Raw genomic sequence first — 19,108 nt, 5'->3', positions numbered from 1 at the left:
AAAGGTAACAATGGTCGAATACCCAATCCGGCAATATAATAGGTGTTGGAAAAAAGGCGAAATTATTCTACTATTGAAAGTTGGGCTGTATTGATATTCTGGAAACAGGTAAGTACAGGATGGTATTTCGAAAATATAGCCCTTTATTGGTGGCAGTATGGGTACCATTTCGGCTTGTTTATATACCAGACCACTGAATTTGGACCTGGCACAGGTAATGCAAGGGGAATACAATCAACAAACGGGATTTTCCGTACATCCTGCGCCATCGTACAATGTATACGACCATTGAAAACACAATTATAAACACATGAAGACAAAAATCAATTTGGTGAAGGGGCTGTCGCTTCTGTTCGTACTGGGCTTGCTGTTCAGCTGCGGCACGGAAGAGGAAACACTAGACCTTCGCAAAGATCAACATATCATGTTGATCGGCAATAACCTGGGTTCCCGTATGATGGAATATGGTCTGTTTGAAACCGAAATGCATGTTAGGTATCCAGATTCACTGCTTTACATCCGCAATATGTGTGTACCAGGGGATACGCCCGGCTTCCGTCCCCATTCGGGAAGGAATACCCCTTGGGCATTTCCTGGTGCCGAAAAGTTTCAAACAGAACTGGCCAAATCCTCCGGAAGCGAAGGACACTTGGACTACCCTGACCAATGGCTTACAAACCATAAGGCAGATGTGATCGTCGCCTTTTTTGGGTATAACGAGAGTTTCGGCGGACTGGATGCCCTGGAAACCTGGAAGGATGAACTTCAGGCATTTATAGACCATACAAAAGGACAAAGCTATAACGGACAGCTGCCCCCCCAATTGGCGTTGGTTTCCCCGATTGCCTTCGAAGATCTATCGGATCGGTATGACTTGCCCAATGGAAAGAAGGAGAACGAAAACCTAAAGCTGTATACCGATGCCATGAGAGAGGTGGCAGAGAGAAACCAAGTGTTTTTTGTCGACGCCTTTGAACCTTCCAAAAAATGGTACGACTCAAGCAGGGAGCCCCTTACGGCTGATGGGTTCCAGCTCAACGAAGAAGGGTATCGTAAGTTTTCGGTCTTTCTGGCCGACAAGCTCTTCGGAAAGACGAAGGCCCGCGCCGAAAAGCACCGCACTGCCATTCATGAAGCAGTAATGGAGAAAAACTGGATGTGGCACAATGACTACAAGATACCCAACGGCGTTCACGTGTTTGGCAGAAGGTACAATCCGTTCGGTCCGGACAATTACCCCTATGAATTGGAAAAAATACGTCAAATGACCGCCAACCGTGATCAGGCAATCTGGGCGGCAAACAGAGGGGAGAAATTTGATTTGATAGCTGCCGACGCCAACACAAGAGAGCTTCCCGAAATCGAAACCAACTACAATCCGGAGCGAAACGGTAGCCTTGAATACCTGTACGGCCAGGATGCGCTGGACAAAATTCAGGTACCGGAGGGCTATAAATTGGAGCTTTTCGCTTCTGAAGTGGAGTTTCCAGACCTAGCTAACCCGGTTCAAATGACCTTTGATACCAAGGGGAGGCTTTGGGTAGCCGTGATGCCCAGCTATCCGCACTACAAGCCTGGAGACCCGAAACCGAACGACAAAATTTTGATATTGGAGGATACCAATGGAGACGGAAAGGCCGATAAGCAAACAATATTTGCCGATGGGTTGCACCTTCCCATAGGTCTGGAAATTGCACCCGAGGGGGTCTATGTTTCCCAGGGGACAAATCTGGTTCTGCTGCGGGACCTGGACGGCGATGACCGCGCAGATACGAAGGAGATTCTGCTAAGTGGTTTTGACGATCACGATACCCACCACAATATCAGCGCCTTTGTAGCAGATCCTTCCGGGGCGATCTACATGGGGGAGGGCGTGTTCCTCCATACCAACGTTGAAACCGCCTATGGTCCGGTAAGGGCAACCAACGGTGGATTCTATCGCTATAATCCCGCAAGAAGACATCTGGAGCGTACAGCCCAATTGGCCATTCCAAATCCGTGGGGAATTGCGTTTGATGACTGGGGTCAGAATTTCTTTGCGGAGACCTCAGGGCCGGATGTCCGATGGATGATGCCGGGTTCGGTAAAGCCACGGTATGGTGTTGCCACGCATAAGGGACCCAACCTGATAGAAGACGCCCACCGCGTACGGCCCACTTCCGGGTTGGAGTTTGTATCCAGTAGGCACTTCCCCGATGAGCATCAGGGCGACCTCCTAATCAATAATACGATCGGATACCTCGGGATGAAGCAACATGCCATCGAAGATGATGGAACCGGCTACCATAGCCGACATCGGCTGGATTTGGTCAAAAGCGACGACCGCAACTTCCGCCCGGTAGATATGGAGTTTGCACCGGATGGATCGCTATATTTTATCGATTGGCACAACATCCTGGTAGGACACATGCAGCACAACGCGAGGGACCCACTTAGAGACCATGTGCATGGCAGAGTATACCGGATCACCTACCCATCCCGTCCCTTGGTAACCCCTCCCAAAATCCACGGGGCCTCCATCGACGAATTGCTGGAAAACCTGAAATTGCCGGAATTTAGGGCAAGGTATAGGACAAGAACGGAATTAAGGGGCAGAAATGCGAACGAAGTGCTCACAAAGATGAAGACCTGGGTGGAAGGCTTGGACAAAAATGATCCAAAGTACGAACACTATGTGCTCGAAGCACTTTGGGTTTCTTGGGGATTGAACAAAGTGGATCAGAATCTACTAAAGCAAATGCTTAATGCCAAGGACTTCAGGGCAAGGGCTGCCGCAGCGAGGGTTCTGCGGTATACGGGGCATCAGGTTCCTGACCAGGTCACGCTTTTAAAGCAAGCGGCAGCCGATGAACATGGAAGGGTACGGCTGGAGGCAATCGTAGCTGCTTCCTGGCTGGACAAGGAAAGTGGATTGGAGATACTTGCCGTAGCAAACGAACATCCCAAGGATGACTGGATGATCAATGCATTCGAGACGTCGCTGGCACACCTGAACGATGTATCCATCAGCGAGGTGATTATCAGTGCCTCCGGCAGCATCGAATTCAAAAGCAAAACACCTGAACCTGCAAAAGAAGCACCGAAGGCTGTCAATAACCTGTCCAGTGCTGATATGGCCCTTTACGAAAAAGGAAGAGTCATCTATGGCAAAGAAGGCTTCTGTATTACCTGCCATCAGGAAGATGGCAAAGGCCTCGCTGCGGCTGGATTCCCGCCATTGGCCGGAACCCGCTGGGTAACAGGCAGTGAAGAGAGACTGATCAAAATCATACTCAACGGGCTTATGGGTCCAATAGAAGTACTGGGCAAGGAGTATCCGGGCCAGGTTCCCATGACGCCCTATGGTGGCATGCTCAACGACGAAGACATTGCATCGGTGGCTACCTATGTGAGAAACTCCTTTGGAAACAACGCATCTCCTATAGCTCCGGCTAAAGTGAAAGCGGTAAGAGAAGCAACCAAAGGTAAATCCGGCTTCTATTCGCCCACGGAGCTATTGCAACAGCATCCGTTGGAAAACCGGAATACGCAGACGGCTAGTAGGTAAACAACACCTAACTGCTGAAATTGCATACAAACAACAAAGAGCTGCTTCAATCTTGACGCAGCTCTTTGCTGTTTTACTAGGGTATCGACTGGCAGTTCCCAAAGCTATTTTCCGGTTTCCGGATACTCATCGATGATATCCCCTTTTTCATTGATCATCAAAAAATGCTGGTGGGGGCCGTGTAAGGTTACGATGATTGCCGAATTTTCCTGGGCTGACTTCTGCAGGTACCAAACTTCTTCTGGCGTCTTGGGGTTTCGCTTAGACACCCCCCAAGAACCGTCCCCGATGTACACAATACCCTGTGGATCTACCTGGTCACCGCGGATGGGAAAGGTACGCTTGTAAGTATGGTCATCGTTTTCGAGGGCTACCCGCACCCCATGACTTTCAAATAGCGGAACCCAATTGCGAAGTACCTCCTCTGACCAAAACTGGTTTCTTTTTCCACCAGGCTGTACCCTCGACGAAGGATAGGCCGGTTTATGGTACACGGGTAGGAGATGGGGGACATGTGTCCTGTGTGCCAGTACCTGCTTGAGCCATGCGGTCTGTGTACCGCTGATCAGGTTGCTGTGCGAACTGTCCAGGATAATCAAGGAAAGGTAATCGCCAAAATCCAGCACGCCATAGCCCGGCTGTCCGGGAAACGCAAACAACCGGTAAAAAAAGGGGCCTTTGGTCAGGCGCGACTCATTGGTAGCTTCCTCCATGCGGCCCTGCCTTACCTTGGCGATAAAACCGGGCATACCGGATTCTTTGTTGTCAATCTGAGACTCGGATCCGGGGTAATGATGGTCAATCACATCGTGGTTGCCAATGCCCACGACGATGGGAATCACCCGACCTTCCGGGGAGATCAGGTCTGTTTTAACGCGGTCAAACCAACGGTGCCAGAGATCCACGTTTTCCGCCAAGCCGTTGGCATAGGCCAGATCACCTCCCCAGACGATGAAATCCAGGTCATACTGCATCACCGCCTCGTTCATTTGCCGGAACATATCCCCGTGGGAGGTATCGCCACCCGCTGCAAACCGTACTGGCTGGAAATTGTGCAAAGGAAGGGTACGGAAGGAATAAATACGGCTGTAGCCTTTTAACCTAAACTCATAGGTGGAGTAGGGGGTCAATTGATCCAATTCGACCCGATGGATGGTACGGTCGCTATGGGGAAATGGAAATTGCCTACCACTGGCGTCCTCCCACTCACCTCCGAGCGGTCTGACCTGAAGCAGGGATTCGCTTGGTTCGGAAGGACCGGTATGCCAGTCGATCGTGATGGTCGTACTTGGATCCTGCTGCCAGGTCAGGAAAATCCCCTTAGGCTCGTGCTGAGCCATAGAAGTAACGAAAAGAAGCAGCAGCAATAAGTGGGTAAGCAAAAGGCGTCTATAAACCATTTGGAAGGAAGCTATCATAGGGAAAAAGAATTGGTCGTACAAGTATACCCAATAATCGTCTGAATGGCCTATTTGGGGGGATAATTACAAGTGGGATGTGGGATGTGAGATGTGAGATGTTGGACATAAGACTTAAGACGCATGTACTTCGCAAAATTTACGACTCTACATCCTTTCCAAAACCATGAATCCAAAGCGACCCTTCCCTCCAGAACGTAACCCAATATATCGCCGGAGGCATATATCCACTTATTTCGCGTAGCATATATCATTCAAGATCAGGTAAGGAATCGACAAAAGGACGGAAATTAAGAAATAGGGGAGGTTGAAAGTTGGCCAGTTAAGATTCAAGATCAGATAAAAGGTAGTAAAGAACAACAGAAAACCTAAAAACAACGGTAGCGACAAACGGGTGGTTGTGCCCTTTTGAATAAATTGGTAAAAAATCGACACGACCAGAGGAGTCACGATAAGGATAAGTTTATCTCCCAGTAGGGTTGTTAAATTCGAATTGTATTTAATAGCGAAAACAATTAGAAGGACGTTTAATGAGACCTTGTATATTAGGTTTGTATTCATCGTATTTGGTCAAGCATGAACCCCATAAAATTTGTAGAAGCATGTACAATAGTGACAGAAATAAACGCATTCATACTCACATTATATTTAGCAATTAGGTAAAATATGGCGTATAGGATGCCAATCAAAGAGGCTGAACAAATGTAATATACATTGTAGTCGTGTGACATACCGAACGCAATTGCTGACACAGTTATTGGGATAAATAATGGGATATGAATCCATTTTCGGATGAATAGTAGTACTTCAATAATCAGAAATTGATAAAGGAAGGTCTCAATTAATGGTGCAAATACTACCGTAATGGCGAACACAGCAGTTGCTGACAGATCATCTAAATAATCAATATAAAATACACCATCTCCGGCAAAATAGCTAATAATTACTGAAGTTGATAAAGTTATAAAAAAACTTATTAAAACCATAAATACTAAAATAATTGATCTTTCCTTATACCTAAAAATATTAATTAAATATTCGGTTTTATAATTTGAATAAATCATAATTAACTACTTTTAAAAAACAATATTTGTACTAAATATTCCAAAAAACAAACATCGATATCAATTTTTGTTATCGATGTTTGTTGGAGATTATTTAGAATCCATAACTTCTTAGAGATCGACTACTCCAATATCCATCAGGAGTAGGGCTAACGGGACTATGTATTATTTCCTGAAAAAAATTTCTAGTTCTTGCGAGGATTGCTCCCGCTTTAACTCCCGCGTTATAAAACCAGCTATCTCCACCTTGTATAGAAAGGAGTTCTTGTTCTGAAAGAAAGGTAAGTCCATTTAATTCTCTTGTAGTTTCCATGGTTCAACTGAGTTATATCCATCTCTAAATCCTTGACCAAATTCATCTATTGCTTGTCCAATAGAAATAGTTTCGACACCTTTTCTTATCCACCGCCACACAGTGCCGATCCAACGAATACCGCCATTAATCTGCTGCATTTCGTCAAAGCTTAACTCTTTAAATTTGTCCATAATATAACTAATTTTGTCTATTTTTCCAACCTTTGCCGGGCATTGGATTTTCCCATTCTCGATCAACTCAATCTTATTAGCTAGCATTGAAAATTGCCGATCGATCATGGTTTAAAGTAAGGGTATTTCCGTCTAAAAAATTAGACGCTCGCAACAATTTCCCACCGTTCCGGCAACTATTTTTCTAGATTCTTCGAGCCCCAATACACGTATTGAAAAGCCAATAGAAATGCCATCACAATTCTCAAAAACAAACGAATTGATCCGCTTGGAATACCGGATTTTTGCGCCTTCATCTTTGAGCTCGTCCAGCATTAAATACAACTTGGCACGACTTACCCCGAGTCTACTCGCCAATTCATCCGGACTTCCGGTACGCTCTTCTTTGATTAGCTTGCTTAGTAGCTGAAATCGCTCGATTTGTTTTATAAATTCCATAGTTGTTGGTTATTCGTTTACAACTCTATAATAGATAAGATAGCTTCTCTATGAATAAATCGTTATGAACGAAGAATAAGCTGTTTTCGAACCATATCAAGGTACTTTCCTTCCCTTTCGAGTAACTCGGAATGCGTACCTTCTTCTATGAGTTTGCCTTTATCTAGGACAAAAAGCCTGTCAAAATCCTGCACTGTGGCTAATCGGTGGGTTATAAAAATAACCGTCTTTCCCTCTTTTGCTAACAATCGGATGGTTTGCTGGACAAATTGTTCGGAAACCGGATCCAATGAGGAGGTTGCTTCGTCAAGAATCAGAACTTCTGGATCCCGATACAGGGCCCTAGCAATGGCGATCCGTTGCTTTTGTCCCCCCGAAAGTGAAGCCCCGTTTTCTCCTAGATAGGTACCAAAGCCATTAGGAAGATCTTCGATAAAGTCCATCATGCCTAGTTTATTACAGATGTGAACAATCTTTTGCATGTCAGGTTGATAATCCCCTAAGGCAATATTTTCCAGTACATTGCCGGCAAATAGGTCAATACGCTGTGGCACGACAGAGACGATTTGTCTTAAACTGGCTTTAGCGATAAACTTGATATCGTATTCACCGATGTAAATATTACCTGATTGCAGGGGATAGAGATTTTGCAGAAGCGAAACGAGAGTGCTTTTCCCTGAGCCACTTTCACCTATCACTCCAGATACCTTTCCTTTCGGGAAAACCAATTCCAAATCTTCAAAGACGTTGGCTCTCGAGCCATATCGAAAATTCACACCTTTGAAACGAATGTCTCCAACTTCTTCCTTTTTGATTGGGAAGGTATCTTCCCCAGTTTCAACGTCCAGGTCCATGATTTCAAACAGTCTATCTGCAGCAATTAATGCGTTTTGGATAGTTTTGTTCATTCCTATTAGGCCGGAGACCGGTCCAGTCAAATAGCCCGTAAGTGCATAAAAAGACATTAACTCCCCGGGCGTGATTTCGTTTTTCAATACATACCCTGCACCCACCCATAGTAAAATAATCGTGAACACTCTGGAAATGGTTTCTGAAGAAGTCCCAGAAAAGATGTTATTCAGTCCAGATTGATATACCGTTTTAAGTAGGGAAACAAATCGAATTTCTGTCTTTATATTGGCATGATCTTCCGCACCAAAACGCTTTATAGTTCCCGCTGCAGTGATAGATTCAACCAGCTGGGACTCCAGCTCGGCAGATTCTTCCATTAATCTGCGCTCTATCTTCTTATTCAATCCGTTTGTGATCAAATAAAGGACAGCATAAAAGGGTATGACCAGTAGCATGACCAAGGCCAATTTCCAATAGAATGTAAACATCAACGCAAAAGAGAAAACAACAATGAACAGGTTGACCAAAAATCCAATAGAGACATCGTTGATGAATGCCCTGATTTTGACGGCATCGTTGATTCGAGAAATAATTTCCCCCACGCGCATGGTATCAAAAAATCTCTGGGGAAGGCTAAGCAGGTGTTTATAGTAACCTAAAATCAATCGAGCATCGATTCGCTGACCTACTTTGATGACAAATAGCGTTTGAAAGACCCCAATTACAATCTGGATGATCAGTAAGACAATCATTGTGACCGAAAGGAGATTTAGCAAATTCACATTTCTTCCGATAAAAACATGGTCGATGATCTTTTGCACGTAAATAGAAGTGGATAAACCTAAAACAGTAAAAATAATAGCTCCTATGAGTGACTGAAACATTATCCGTCGATGGGGACTTACCAAAAACCAAAACCTACTCCAAGTGCTCACTTTTTGGTTGATAGCTCTGAATTCATCATTGGGCATCATTAAAACCAAAACACCCGTCCACATTTCCTTGAAGGAATCAGAGCTCACTTTGTGCAGTTGGCCATCTCCAGGATCCATGTATTCGACCGTCCTCTCCGACACCCTATACAATACAACGTAATGATGCAGAACCTTTTTGACAATCACGTGTACAATCACCGGCATAGGAACTTGAATAAGTGCATCAAAGTCGCCTCTCACACCCTTAGCTGAAAAGCCCATTTTAGTTGCCGCTTCGATCAAGCCAAGGATGTTTGTTCCCTTTTGGTCTGTAGAAGCCATTTGCCTTATTCTAGCAACCGGCATCTCCAATTTAAAATGCGCAGCAACCGAGGCGAGACACGCTGCTCCGCAATCGGTTATATCTCTTTGCTTAATCTTGATTCCCATAATGATAAGAGTTAAGATGGCAATTGAACTTGCGGATTTATCCAATTATCGACTTTGTCATAAAGTAGCTGAAACAGAGACCTTCTTGCGATGACAAACCGAGCGTTGAAAGTCATACCTTTTTTTACATATCCTAATTGGCCACTGGGAAGCGTTAGGTAAGGTGCATCAAGTAAACAAGTGACCAAATACCCAGCTTCACGTTCGCTCAAAACGGTAAGGTCGTCTGCGATATCAATTACCTTTCCCCTTGCAACACCCCATTGGTTATAGTTGTATGCATCTATTTGAAAACTGACTTCTTGTTCCGTATCGATAAAAGCAATGTCGATGGGTGAAATATAAGTGATAGCAATTATCGTTGTGTCAGGAGAGATCTCAGCGAGTTTTTGCTGGGGATGAATAAAATCACCTTCATTTAAGTTTTGAACATTGATAAGCGTTCCATTGGTCCCCGCTATGATTTTAAATTGATCCATCTGTTCAGACAGGATATCAAGTTGGCTTTTCAAGCGGATACTCTCGTTTTGGTAATTGACTAAGTCCTGCCCCCATAAATTTACCTGGTGTTTTTCAAGCATTTCGAGTTGCGTCAATGCCTGTTTGTACTGCACCTCTACATTGTCAAATTCAGCAAAAGCTACAGACTCACTCTCGAACAAGATCTTCGCTCGCTCATAATCCCGCGTTAGTTTTTGTAGCGTAGCCGTATGGTTGGAGACTTTGGCTTGATATTCGAGATAGGAGGCTTGATAATAGTTGGATTTTAGGTCAAGTAAGAGAGAATTAGACTCCTCCATATTTAACTGTGAAAGCCGCCGCAGATCGGACATAAAATTGTGGATCAGATTTAACCTTTCCTCAACACCTTTAATTTCGAGCTGAACCTGTTCACTTCTTACAACCGCCAGGATATCACCTTTACGGACCTTTTGGTTTTCAAAAACATCCCATTTCTCTAATCGTCCGCCAACAGAACTGGTCAGGGTGTTTCGTTGAAGCGCAGATTGGAGAGTACCTCTAGACAGTATTGCAACATCCACATAAATAAATGGCAACGCAACCACCATCGATATAAATGAGGCTAAAAGGATTAAGTAAATAATATTAGATTTTACACTTATCCTAGATTCGTATACCTCGATAGAATGGTTGACGACTGTAGCGGGAAAAATCTTTTGATAGCTCATAGGTTAACAGCTTTATAAAACCAAACTAGGACATCGCATCAAAGTATTATTCTGTAAATTTAAGTTGGCTCACTGAAAAAAAATTTCAGTAGTGCCAAAAATATGCCTATTGTTTCTGGGTAGGTAGAACAAAGAATCCTAAAATTGGTGGTCATTCTGAAAGGGCCAATAATAGCTTATCAAGAATTTATTTTAAATGGCTAGGTCAACAGTTCGCTAAAAGAATAGAATGGGAGAGAAACAGGTTGGTTGTGTCAAATAAGGTACAGCAAACCTGGGGTAAATGTAAGAGTCTTGACTTATATTTAACATAATATAAATTATACAACAAATCGAATACTGTACGTATATCGCATACCCGGAATCATTCAAAAATCACTAATTTCGATAACTGATTAGAATCCGTTTCCCAAATTCACCTAAACAAAAAACGTGAAAGCCTCATCTCATGCAGATACCAAATAACAACCCCACAGAAAATTGGATGAGCGCAGCAATCGCCCTCGCCCAATACGGCATGCAGCATGGACAAGGCGGGCCGTTCGGCTGTGTGATTGTCAAAGATGGCAGGATTGTCGGAAAAGGTTACAACTCCGTACTCAGCACCAACGACCCCACCGCACATGCCGAAGTGATGGCCATACGGGATGCCTGCAAATCCTTGGGGTCTTTTCAGCTAACGGGATGCGACCTGTATACCTCCTGTGAGCCCTGTCCCATGTGCCTTGGAGCCATTTACTGGGCACGCCCCGATCGCGTATTCTACGCCTGTACCAAAGAAGAGGCGGCTGAAGCCGGCTTCGACGATGCTTTTATCTATAAGGAACTGGATCGGGCTCCCACTGAACGTAAAATCCCGTTTATTCCTCTCCGAATTGAAGCATCTGATAAACCCTTTCAGGATTGGAAAGAAAAGGAAAACCGTACAAATTATTGATTTCTCGCAAGCGAATTGCTCAAACTTTGCAGACCGAATCTTCTATTGGGTACAAAAACCTAAATAGGTATGATCCTGTTTATTGCTGGTCATTTATGGGGATCATCTGAGGCAAACAAGGTCTCGTAAACTACAAAAGCCCTCTTCTATCCACGGAAGAAGGGGGCTTTTTCTATTCATAGTTAATCTATTAATCCAAACCACCTAACCGCATTTTGGTAGAAAACTTTATCTACCACCTCTCTGGGCAAATCCAGCCCTTGAAAAGGCGTATCAATCAGCGAACTCTCCATCGTATTGGCGGTCACAAAAAACTCCCAATCCCTTTTCCAGTTTTCTTCCATGGCCTGATTGAGTTGTTCACGGGTTCGTTCGCCGTCGTCTGCCAAGTCTGTTCCGTACAGGATGCGATCCTGGTATTGGATAAAAAAGGTACGCACCTTTTCCCTATTCTTCGCTGTTTGGTAAAACACCTGCCCCATCCTAGCGGCCAAGTCCACCGTCATATTGGGGAAGCGATCCAGCCGCTTGGCCAACTCATCCACGTCATATTCCAAACTGCCCAGGTGGGCACCTACAAACTTCAGGTCTGGGTTTTTCTCCAATACCCGGTCCCTTCGTCCTATTAACTCCTCATGGGAGGGCATATCTGGTTGCAGGTACATGTGGTATTCGGGATGCCGCCCGTAATACCTGCGGTCGTTGTTGGTTGTCATTTCTTCCAGTGGCAACCAGCAGTTTTTGGGTTCGGCCAAGTGCCCCATCAGCACCTTGTCCCGATTCTGAATATGGCTAAAGATTGGATCAAACTTCGGGTCGTCGATCTGAATAAGGTTTCCCGCCGTGTCTCGGGATACCATGCCGATATTTTTCCACACCTTCACCCCTACCGCTCCTGCATCAAAGCAGGAATCCAGCCAAGCCAAGGTTTTCGACTCCCATGCAGGGTCATCCCAATCCGACACCGCAAAAGCAGTGACCATCTCAACCCATGCCGGTGCTGCCTGATGTTGCTTCAACCCATAGGAAAATTTACCATATACATCGTCCCAACCCTGCGTATATTCCAACGAAATATTCACCAATCGGAAATTTTGCACTTTGGCCAAATCCACAAATAGGTTACGCTCGGTCTCAAGGTGCACATGGACATCGAACTTCTTAACCTGAGAGTATTCATCAAGTTTGTAATTGGCTGATCTCTGATCGCAGGAACCAAACAACCATGAAAACAGCAAAACCGTTAGAACTATATTTTTAGAAACCACAGCGGGTAAATAAATGGATTAAAGGCCGGTAAGATAGCAAAAGTAATCCAAACACGAAAAAAAATTCTATCCGTCTCTTTTTCTGAACGATAGGAGTATAAAAACGAATAGGGTAAAATCTTTTATGCTACTAAAATAGTGGTAAATTTTAGTAAAATATTAATTAGTTTATAATTTTGACCCAAAGCTACCGAGGCATTATGGTAACGAAGGGTTTTTTGGCTTTTTTTTGTTTGCTAGGGGCTCATAATTTAAAAATTTGAATTTTGTTTTTTATTGACGATTTCCGGAAAAAATGGTAAAAGAAACGCTAGAAGAAATCCCTAGGCCTTTAAATCCTGTAATAGTTAAACCGAAGAGATTACACGTTCTAGACGTAATGCGTGGCTTTACGCTGTTTGGGATACTTTTGGTACACGCCTTTAATGATTTTTATGCGATCAGGGAGGCATTTTCAAGTAATCCGATCTGGAGTTTTCAAGATAATTTGCTTCGGGGAGCGATTACCTATTCCTCCTCGTAGGTTTTGTTTAGTATTTTTTCGTTTCTTTTTGGATTGAGCTTTGCGATTCAACTGAGGAGTGCCAGCCAAAAAGGTCAGACCTTCGCTGGCAGGTATTTATGGAGACTGTGTATTCTTCTGCTGATAGGTTATGCACATAGCCTGTTTTTTCCCAGGGATATTCTCCAGCTCTACGCCTTGTTAGGTATTGTTTTGTTATTTGTCAGAAACCTTAGCTGTAACGGATTACTTTGGTTTTCGGGGTGCTTCTTTTTAATGAGTTTGGCTCTTAGGCTAATCAGCGAGGAGTCGCTCCAACAACTTCTGTCCTTTTCGTCTTATGGCAGGGAGCTAATACTTTTAAAAATAGTTGGGCTTGCCAAGTTAGATTATCTGCTGGTTTCGGGGCGGCTATTTTCCGTTTTTTCCATGTTTTTATTGGGATACTATGCGGGACGGAAATCTCTCTTTTCTTCAACCAAAAATAATAGCCAATTTTTCAAACGGGTATTGATTGGCAGTTTTGTTGCTACGTCGGTATTCGGAATTTTTTATCTGATCGTGAAAAACGCTGCGATCGTTACAGATCGGGAGGTGGATGCCATCTTTGCGGTGCAGCGCATTACCCAGTCTTTTTTATATGTTGCATTGCTGGTAAAACTGTACGAGCTCAAGATCGTTGAAAAGTTGACAGCTTGGTTGATTCCTGTTGGGAGGATGGGTCTTACCGTGTATGTAACCCAATCCTTTTTCTTAGTCTGGTTTTTTTCTAGGGATCCATCCTATGTACTGGGGATTGGATTGGGAGGTGCTATGCTGGTCACTGCTTCGTTTTTCTTACTCCAAATAGCCTTGGCCTTGCTTTGGATGTCACGTTTTCACTATGGACCTTTGGAGTGGTTGTGGCGGTCGGCTACGTACCTACGCTTTTTTCCAATTCGGAAAAGGTAATAGGAAGAGATCCCTGAACGGTTTTACACCTTGAAAACCGCTGTTTTCGTTTGCACCGCTCATTTTTACCCAAGTGGTCTAAACAATTTTCAAAAATTCCCATAATTTAGCGTCATGGGGTTTCTGTCTAGAAAGCCTTTCGCAATGAATACACCTGTCTTTCTCGCTTTATAGTAATGAATTATTCAAAAATTGTCGTTTACAGCGTTTTCTTAACATTTTTCTTAATCATTTCCTGTAACAAACCTACCCGTCCCATCGAGGAGTCCCCATTGGCTCGGCTTGACCCAAAGCGTGCGGAGGCTCCTTTTCCCCAAATCCAGATTCCAGAAGGTGTAGATTTGGAGTCACCCAGATGGCAGGGAATTGACCTCTCGCCCGTGCCACCGGTGATGCCGCTTTCGGCTTCCCGGCAAAAAGAAACCTTCATTCTTAAGCCGGGCTATCGGATCGACCCAATCCTTACCGAACCGCAAATAAAGGAGCCTGCGGCCATACAATTTGATGGAAACGGCCGCATGTACGTGTTGGAGCTACGAAGCTATATGCAGGACATAGATGCCACCGGAGAGCTGTTGCCGATCTCCCGTATTTCCAGGTGGGAGGATAAGGATAACGACGGCTATTACGAGACGGGAGTTGTCTTTTTGGACAGCCTGGTATTTCCAAGGTTTGTGGTTCCTTTTGGCCCAAATACCATCCTGACCATGGAATCCAACGAAGACCATGTATATAAATACACCGATACGAACAACGATGGAAAAGCTGACAAAAAGGAGCTTTTTGCCACCGGCTTGGGAAGATCTGGCAATGTAGAGCACCAAACCAGTTTCCTGACCTGGGCGATGGACAACTGGATGTACAGTACGTACAATGCCAAGCGTATCCGTTGGACTCCCCAGGGTGTGATACAGGAACCAACCGGAAATCCGTATGGACAATGGGGCGTCACACAGGACAATTATGGGCAGGTTTGGTTTCAGGACGGAGCAGGCGGTGTGCCCCAAAACTTTCAGTTTCCGCTGGTTTATGGTAATTATCGAGTAGAAGGACAATTTCAGGAAGGTTTCCGTGTGCCGTACAGTTTGGTTAAGCTTGCCGACTTCGAACCAGGGATGCGTGAAACCAAGCCCGATGGGTCACTAAACAACGTAACCGGTGCTGCAGGGAACGATGTTTTCCGCGGAGATCGCCTACCAAAAGAATTGGTTAATCAATATTTTTATGGCGAGCCGGTTGGGCGCATTATTCGTCAGGTACGATCCGACAAGAAAGAAGGACTTACCTATGTTCAGAATGAATACATTGATTCGGAAAGTGAGTTTATCCAATCAACCGATCCCTTGTTTCGACCGGTAGATATTGCAACCGCGCCGGATGGGACCATGTACATTGTAGACATGTATAGAGGGATCATTCAAGAAGGAAACTGGACGCAGGAAGGCAGCTACCTACGTACTAAACTGCTTCAGTACCAAATGGATGACATCATAGAAAACGGTCGTATCTGGCGCGTTACCTACGACGGAATGCCCCGAAGCAAGGAAAAACCCCGAATGTACGAGGAAACCTCGGCCCAACTGGTCAGACACCTCTCCCACCCCAACGGCTGGTGGCGTGACATGGCGCAGCAGACCATCATCCTAAACCAGGATAAATCAGTCTCCAAAGAGTTGGAAAAACTGGTAAAATCTTCTGACAACGAGTTGGCACGTATCCATGCACTCTGGACGATGGAGGGTCTTGGGGTACTAAACGTACAACTTTTAAATGCCCTGTTGAAAGACAGAAGCCCCAAGATGCGGGTGCAGGCGCTTCGGGCCGCAGAAACGCTGTATAAATATGGCGAAAAGAGTTTAGAGCAGTCTTTCAAGGAATTGGCCCGTGATTCGGACCCAGAAGTGGCCATTCAAGCCATTCAAAGCTCCTATGTACTGAAAATCAATGGCTTGGAAGAACTTTTGAACACTACCCAGCTATCTGCTAAAGCGAAAGGACCAAAGCTAGTTGCTACCCAGTTATCGGAGCGCATGGAAGAAGCCAAAAAGCTGGCTGCCACCCAATATACTGCGGACGAACGATCCTTATTCGATCATGGAAAAGCTATTTTTGATAGCTATTGCGCTACCTGTCACGGCGTAAAGGGACTGGGAACCCCAACGGGAGCTACAGGGGAGCTGATTGCTCCTGGTTTCTCGGGTTCTCCCCGTATTATGGGACATCCCGAATACGCGGTCAAAACCTTGTTGCACGGGTTAACGGGAGCGATCGAAGGAAAGGAGTACGAGGGCGTGATGATTCCTATGGCGGAAAATGACGACAAGTGGATTGCCTCGGTAATTTCCTATATCAGAAACGATTTTGGCAACAAGGGAAGTTTCGTATACCCTGATTACGTGGCCGAAGTCAGAAAGAGCACTGCTAACCGAAAGGAGAACTATAGTTACGATGAGTTGGTGCAGGAAGTCCCAAAAGCCATGTTCCCACAAGATAACTGGCGGGTGACCGCAAGTAGTACGGCGTTGCAAGGCGTAGGGTCCACAAGGGATCCCTCCTATGCATTCACCTACAAAGGATGGAAAACTGACGGACCCCAGCGGGAAGGTATGTGGTACCAAGTAGACTTACCTTCCGCAGCCACCGTCACTGAAATTCAGTTTGATACAGAAGGAGATCAGTTTCCGATGTCCTTCAGCGTTGCGGTATCACCAGATGGGCAGTCTTGGCAGGAAGTGGCACAAACAACCGGATCCAAAGGATTGAATTTTCTGGCGTGGAATCAGGAAACGCCGGTAAAGTCAGTAAGAATCCGCTCCAAGCAGGATGGAGAACATCCCTGGGCCATGAAAAAACTGACGATCTTTGCGCGGTAACCGATCAATAGACGATTGCCGGATTGACCTTAGTTTAAATCAAGTAAACTAAGGTCATTTTTGTTTTGTGTTTCACCCGATAACAGTTACCTGGCTAAGATTGTATGATGTTTTTGACCCAGAGTTTGAACCAAAACGCATACAAGGAAGCTCTTAGTGGTATCACGAAACGCTCCGCCGTTACCATCATCCGTACGTCGGAAATAGAGACGCCTGCATCAACCTTTGCGTTCATCTGTGCCCGTATAGCACGCTTTTGGACATTAAAGATTTTTTCGTATTTAGCCCAATTAAGTAGCACTTGGAGTCGGTGACGCATGTGGGATGCTTTTTTTATACCGAATCCAATCTGTAACAATGCGTTCGTATTAGTCTGTAGGTTTAAGCGTTGAAAGGCTATCTGTCGCAGCGCCACCCCGTCTTGCTTTCGGTATTTACCGAGTTCATTTTTCATTTCCGATTTTGAAAAACGCCGCCTAGCAAAACGACCGGAACAGTTGTATCGTACAAAGTCGGAAAAATTATCGGGCTTCAAGTAGCCATCCCCCAGGTTGCCATTGTACGAGCGCTTGTCAAAAAGAATACAAGGACGCCCGCAAGCCATGGCATCGTATACGGATCGCCCTATCCCAATTACCAAATCGGCGTTGTTTATCTCCTTGTTTACCCTAAAGCTGGGATTTCGGTGTTTATTGATGGCGGTGAACTTCAGGTTTTCTTCCTCACAAATTTCCGACAGCCATTCGTTTGCTTCCTTGCTTTGACAAAGTGAGAGCACCCGCTGCGGTTTTTCAGAGATGGGTACTTCCTGGGTAAACGTATCCATATCAATTCCGTTGAGTACCACAGTAGATGGAAAGCCCAAAGAAGCCAAATGGGCTTTCACCTCCTCCGAAACTGCTATATGATAATCCGCCAAGGGCGAAGGCTGCTCCATATCCGGGATCGGGCCATGGCAAACCTGCAAAATCCGCCCCTGCCCGAAAAGAAAATTAACAGTAGTATTGTGGCTCGCAATAATCAGGTCAAATTGGCTGCCTGATTTAAACGGTACACCCAGTTCTTTTTCGATACGTTCAGAAATAATACCCTTGGAATGGGTAAAATACGATACTTCGTATTTCCTAAGCTTTTTTAACGCCTTGATCAGGTAAAAGGTATATAGCTCTGAACCTCCCACCGTCGCCAGGTGATTGCAAGCCACCAGAATTTTTTTTCTCCTTGGTGTGGTCATCCAATTGATAAATGGGTAAGTTTATTTTAACGTAGGTTGGCTACTAAAAGTTACCCACTTGATGCTATTGCTTCGAGCCAGACCAAGTGCCACTTAAGCCATTGGTCGCATTTTCCCAGGTTCCGTTGCCACTAGTGGCAGTTAATGTACCTGTAAAAGTGGTTCCGGTAGTGGCAGAACCAGCGGTGGCGTGGAAGTCCCCATCGTCAGAAACCGTTCCACTTACCCCGTAGGTTTTGGACATGGGTGTGGAAGTTGCGCTGCCCGTAATGGTACCGTCCTCGCGGATGGTGACCTCCCAAGTACCGCTGTCTACATTTCCGGAATAGGTGCCGGACCAAAGCCCTGTAAACCGCTCCACGCCTTCTTCCGGATCATTGTCTTTGACGCAGGAGGTAGTAAGAATTGCCAGCATGCCGTAAGCTGTAAAGATCATTATTCGGACAATAGTCGATGTTTTCATTCTATTTATCGGATAGGTTATCTACCTTCACATCGCCTACCGGCTTGTTTGTCATCAAAAAAACTTAAAAATTTTCGTTCGAAAGATCGCTATTTCGGTACAATTGAGATTCATTAAAACCAAAAAATCACGTTCCATGCCAGCAAGACTGATTATCTGCCTAGTTCTTTGCCTTTCCGTCCATCAGGTACATGCCCAGGAGCCTGCAAAAAATGACTCCATTATGATCACTATTTTCATGAAGCACCACCAGGACAAAAATATCGATGAGCTGACCGAAATACGGGAGCGAAATGGGTTTACCGAAAACTTTCCACCTGCATCGGCAAGGGTTATGTCCTGGTATGTCATGATGGGTATCGGACAGGTGGTCACTGTCAAAATTCCGGCATCGGAGCTTCGTAATCTGAACATTTCGGTTGAGCGAAGTGTATGGGGTGCCTTTTCTACGGAGTTTTATCCGACTTATGATCTGTATCCGGTGATTCTTGAAAATAAGGCGACGCTGAAGAAAGACTGAG

The 19,108-nt window shown here is 45.0% G+C and carries 13 protein-coding genes; 5 read left to right on the top strand and 8 right to left on the bottom strand.

What is annotated here, in order from left to right; genetic code table 11:
* Positions 1–310 precede the first annotated feature (310 nt).
* The gene (locus tag ADIS_RS06490; protein WP_010853585.1) at positions 311–3,547 is read left to right on the top strand and encodes a PVC-type heme-binding CxxCH protein; all 3,237 of its coding nucleotides are present in this window, start codon (positions 311–313) and stop codon (positions 3,545–3,547) included.
* Positions 3,548–3,651: 104 nt separating this feature from the next.
* Here ADIS_RS06490 and ADIS_RS06485 read toward each other — a convergent pair whose 3' ends face one another.
* The 5 genes from ADIS_RS06485 to ADIS_RS06455 all read right to left on the bottom strand — a co-directional run bounded on the left by ADIS_RS06485 (position 3,652) and on the right by ADIS_RS06455 (position 10,359).
* The gene (locus ADIS_RS06485) at positions 3,652–4,965 is read right to left on the bottom strand and encodes a fibronectin type III domain-containing protein (RefSeq protein WP_010853584.1); all 1,314 of its coding nucleotides are present in this window, start codon (positions 4,963–4,965) and stop codon (positions 3,652–3,654) included.
* 1,355 nt (positions 4,966–6,320) lie between these two features.
* The gene (locus ADIS_RS06470) at positions 6,321–6,623 is read right to left on the bottom strand and encodes a bacteriocin class II family protein (protein WP_035804908.1); all 303 of its coding nucleotides are present in this window, start codon (positions 6,621–6,623) and stop codon (positions 6,321–6,323) included.
* A gap of 24 nt (positions 6,624–6,647) precedes the next feature.
* On the bottom strand, positions 6,648–6,953 hold the full coding sequence (locus ADIS_RS22235) for a helix-turn-helix domain-containing protein (RefSeq protein WP_010853582.1): 306 nt from the start codon (positions 6,951–6,953) through the stop codon (positions 6,648–6,650).
* 62 nt (positions 6,954–7,015) lie between these two features.
* On the bottom strand, positions 7,016–9,169 hold the full coding sequence (locus ADIS_RS06460; protein WP_035804906.1) for a peptidase domain-containing ABC transporter: 2,154 nt from the start codon (positions 9,167–9,169) through the stop codon (positions 7,016–7,018).
* Between the two features lie 11 nt (positions 9,170–9,180).
* Positions 9,181–10,359 carry an HlyD family secretion protein gene (locus ADIS_RS06455; protein ID WP_010853580.1) on the bottom strand — a complete coding sequence of 393 codons (1,179 nt, stop codon included), beginning with the start codon at positions 10,357–10,359 and terminating at the stop codon, positions 9,181–9,183.
* 484 nt (positions 10,360–10,843) lie between these two features.
* Between ADIS_RS06455 and ADIS_RS06450 the strand changes: the two genes are divergently transcribed.
* On the top strand, positions 10,844–11,296 hold the full coding sequence (locus ADIS_RS06450; RefSeq protein WP_010853579.1) for a nucleoside deaminase: 453 nt from the start codon (positions 10,844–10,846) through the stop codon (positions 11,294–11,296).
* A 182-nt stretch (positions 11,297–11,478) separates the two neighbouring features.
* Here the strand turns inward: ADIS_RS06450 and ADIS_RS06445 are convergent, their stop codons facing one another.
* Entirely contained in the window at positions 11,479–12,534 is a 1,056-nt protein-coding gene (locus ADIS_RS06445; protein ID WP_238325394.1) for an amidohydrolase family protein, read from the bottom strand.
* Between the two features lie 556 nt (positions 12,535–13,090).
* Between ADIS_RS06445 and ADIS_RS06440 the strand changes: the two genes are divergently transcribed.
* Together ADIS_RS06440 and ADIS_RS06435 are read left to right on the top strand one after the other, a co-directional pair.
* Positions 13,091–14,017, top strand: a complete 927-nt coding sequence (locus tag ADIS_RS06440) for a DUF418 domain-containing protein (RefSeq protein WP_010853575.1) — start codon at positions 13,091–13,093, stop codon at positions 14,015–14,017.
* 176 nt (positions 14,018–14,193) lie between these two features.
* Positions 14,194–16,890 (top strand): DUF7133 domain-containing protein, encoded by a 2,697-nt coding sequence (locus tag ADIS_RS06435; protein WP_010853574.1) that lies wholly within the window; start codon positions 14,194–14,196, stop codon positions 16,888–16,890.
* A 94-nt stretch (positions 16,891–16,984) separates the two neighbouring features.
* On the opposite strand, the gene ADIS_RS06430 is transcribed toward ADIS_RS06435, so the two are convergent.
* Together ADIS_RS06430 and ADIS_RS06425 are read right to left on the bottom strand one after the other, a co-directional pair.
* Positions 16,985–18,124, bottom strand: a complete 1,140-nt coding sequence (locus ADIS_RS06430; RefSeq protein ID WP_010853573.1) for a glycosyltransferase family protein — start codon at positions 18,122–18,124, stop codon at positions 16,985–16,987.
* Between the two features lie 64 nt (positions 18,125–18,188).
* Complete coding sequence (locus ADIS_RS06425; protein ID WP_155907188.1) at positions 18,189–18,587, bottom strand: hypothetical protein; 399 nt, start codon at positions 18,585–18,587, stop codon at positions 18,189–18,191.
* Positions 18,588–18,723: 136 nt separating this feature from the next.
* Here ADIS_RS06425 and ADIS_RS06420 point away from each other — a divergent pair, with 136 nt between their 5' ends.
* On the top strand, positions 18,724–19,107 hold the full coding sequence (locus ADIS_RS06420; RefSeq protein WP_035804897.1) for a hypothetical protein: 384 nt from the start codon (positions 18,724–18,726) through the stop codon (positions 19,105–19,107).
* Position 19,108: the final 1 nt, after the last annotated feature.

This window comes from Lunatimonas lonarensis (assembly GCF_000390185.1).
Lineage (GTDB): Bacteria > Bacteroidota > Bacteroidia > Cytophagales > Cyclobacteriaceae > Lunatimonas > Lunatimonas lonarensis.
This window is presented reverse-complemented; position numbering and strand designations above follow the sequence as displayed.

Coding starts and splice junctions, on each gene's coding strand:
- ADIS_RS06450 (WP_010853579.1), top strand. CDS start 10,844: ATGAGCGCAGCAATCGCCCTCGCCCAATACGGCATGCAGCATGGACAA.
- ADIS_RS06425 (WP_155907188.1), bottom strand. CDS start 18,587: ATGAAAACATCGACTATTGTCCGAATAATGATCTTTACAGCTTACGGC.
- ADIS_RS06430 (WP_010853573.1), bottom strand. CDS start 18,124: ATGACCACACCAAGGAGAAAAAAAATTCTGGTGGCTTGCAATCACCTG.
- ADIS_RS22235 (WP_010853582.1), bottom strand. CDS start 6,953: ATGGAATTTATAAAACAAATCGAGCGATTTCAGCTACTAAGCAAGCTA.
- ADIS_RS06470 (WP_035804908.1), bottom strand. CDS start 6,623: ATGATCGATCGGCAATTTTCAATGCTAGCTAATAAGATTGAGTTGATC.
- ADIS_RS06455 (WP_010853580.1), bottom strand. CDS start 10,359: ATGAGCTATCAAAAGATTTTTCCCGCTACAGTCGTCAACCATTCTATC.
- ADIS_RS06435 (WP_010853574.1), top strand. CDS start 14,194: ATGAATTATTCAAAAATTGTCGTTTACAGCGTTTTCTTAACATTTTTC.
- ADIS_RS06485 (WP_010853584.1), bottom strand. CDS start 4,965: ATGATAGCTTCCTTCCAAATGGTTTATAGACGCCTTTTGCTTACCCAC.
- ADIS_RS06490 (WP_010853585.1), top strand. CDS start 311: ATGAAGACAAAAATCAATTTGGTGAAGGGGCTGTCGCTTCTGTTCGTA.
- ADIS_RS06460 (WP_035804906.1), bottom strand. CDS start 9,169: ATGGGAATCAAGATTAAGCAAAGAGATATAACCGATTGCGGAGCAGCG.
- ADIS_RS06420 (WP_035804897.1), top strand. CDS start 18,724: ATGCCAGCAAGACTGATTATCTGCCTAGTTCTTTGCCTTTCCGTCCAT.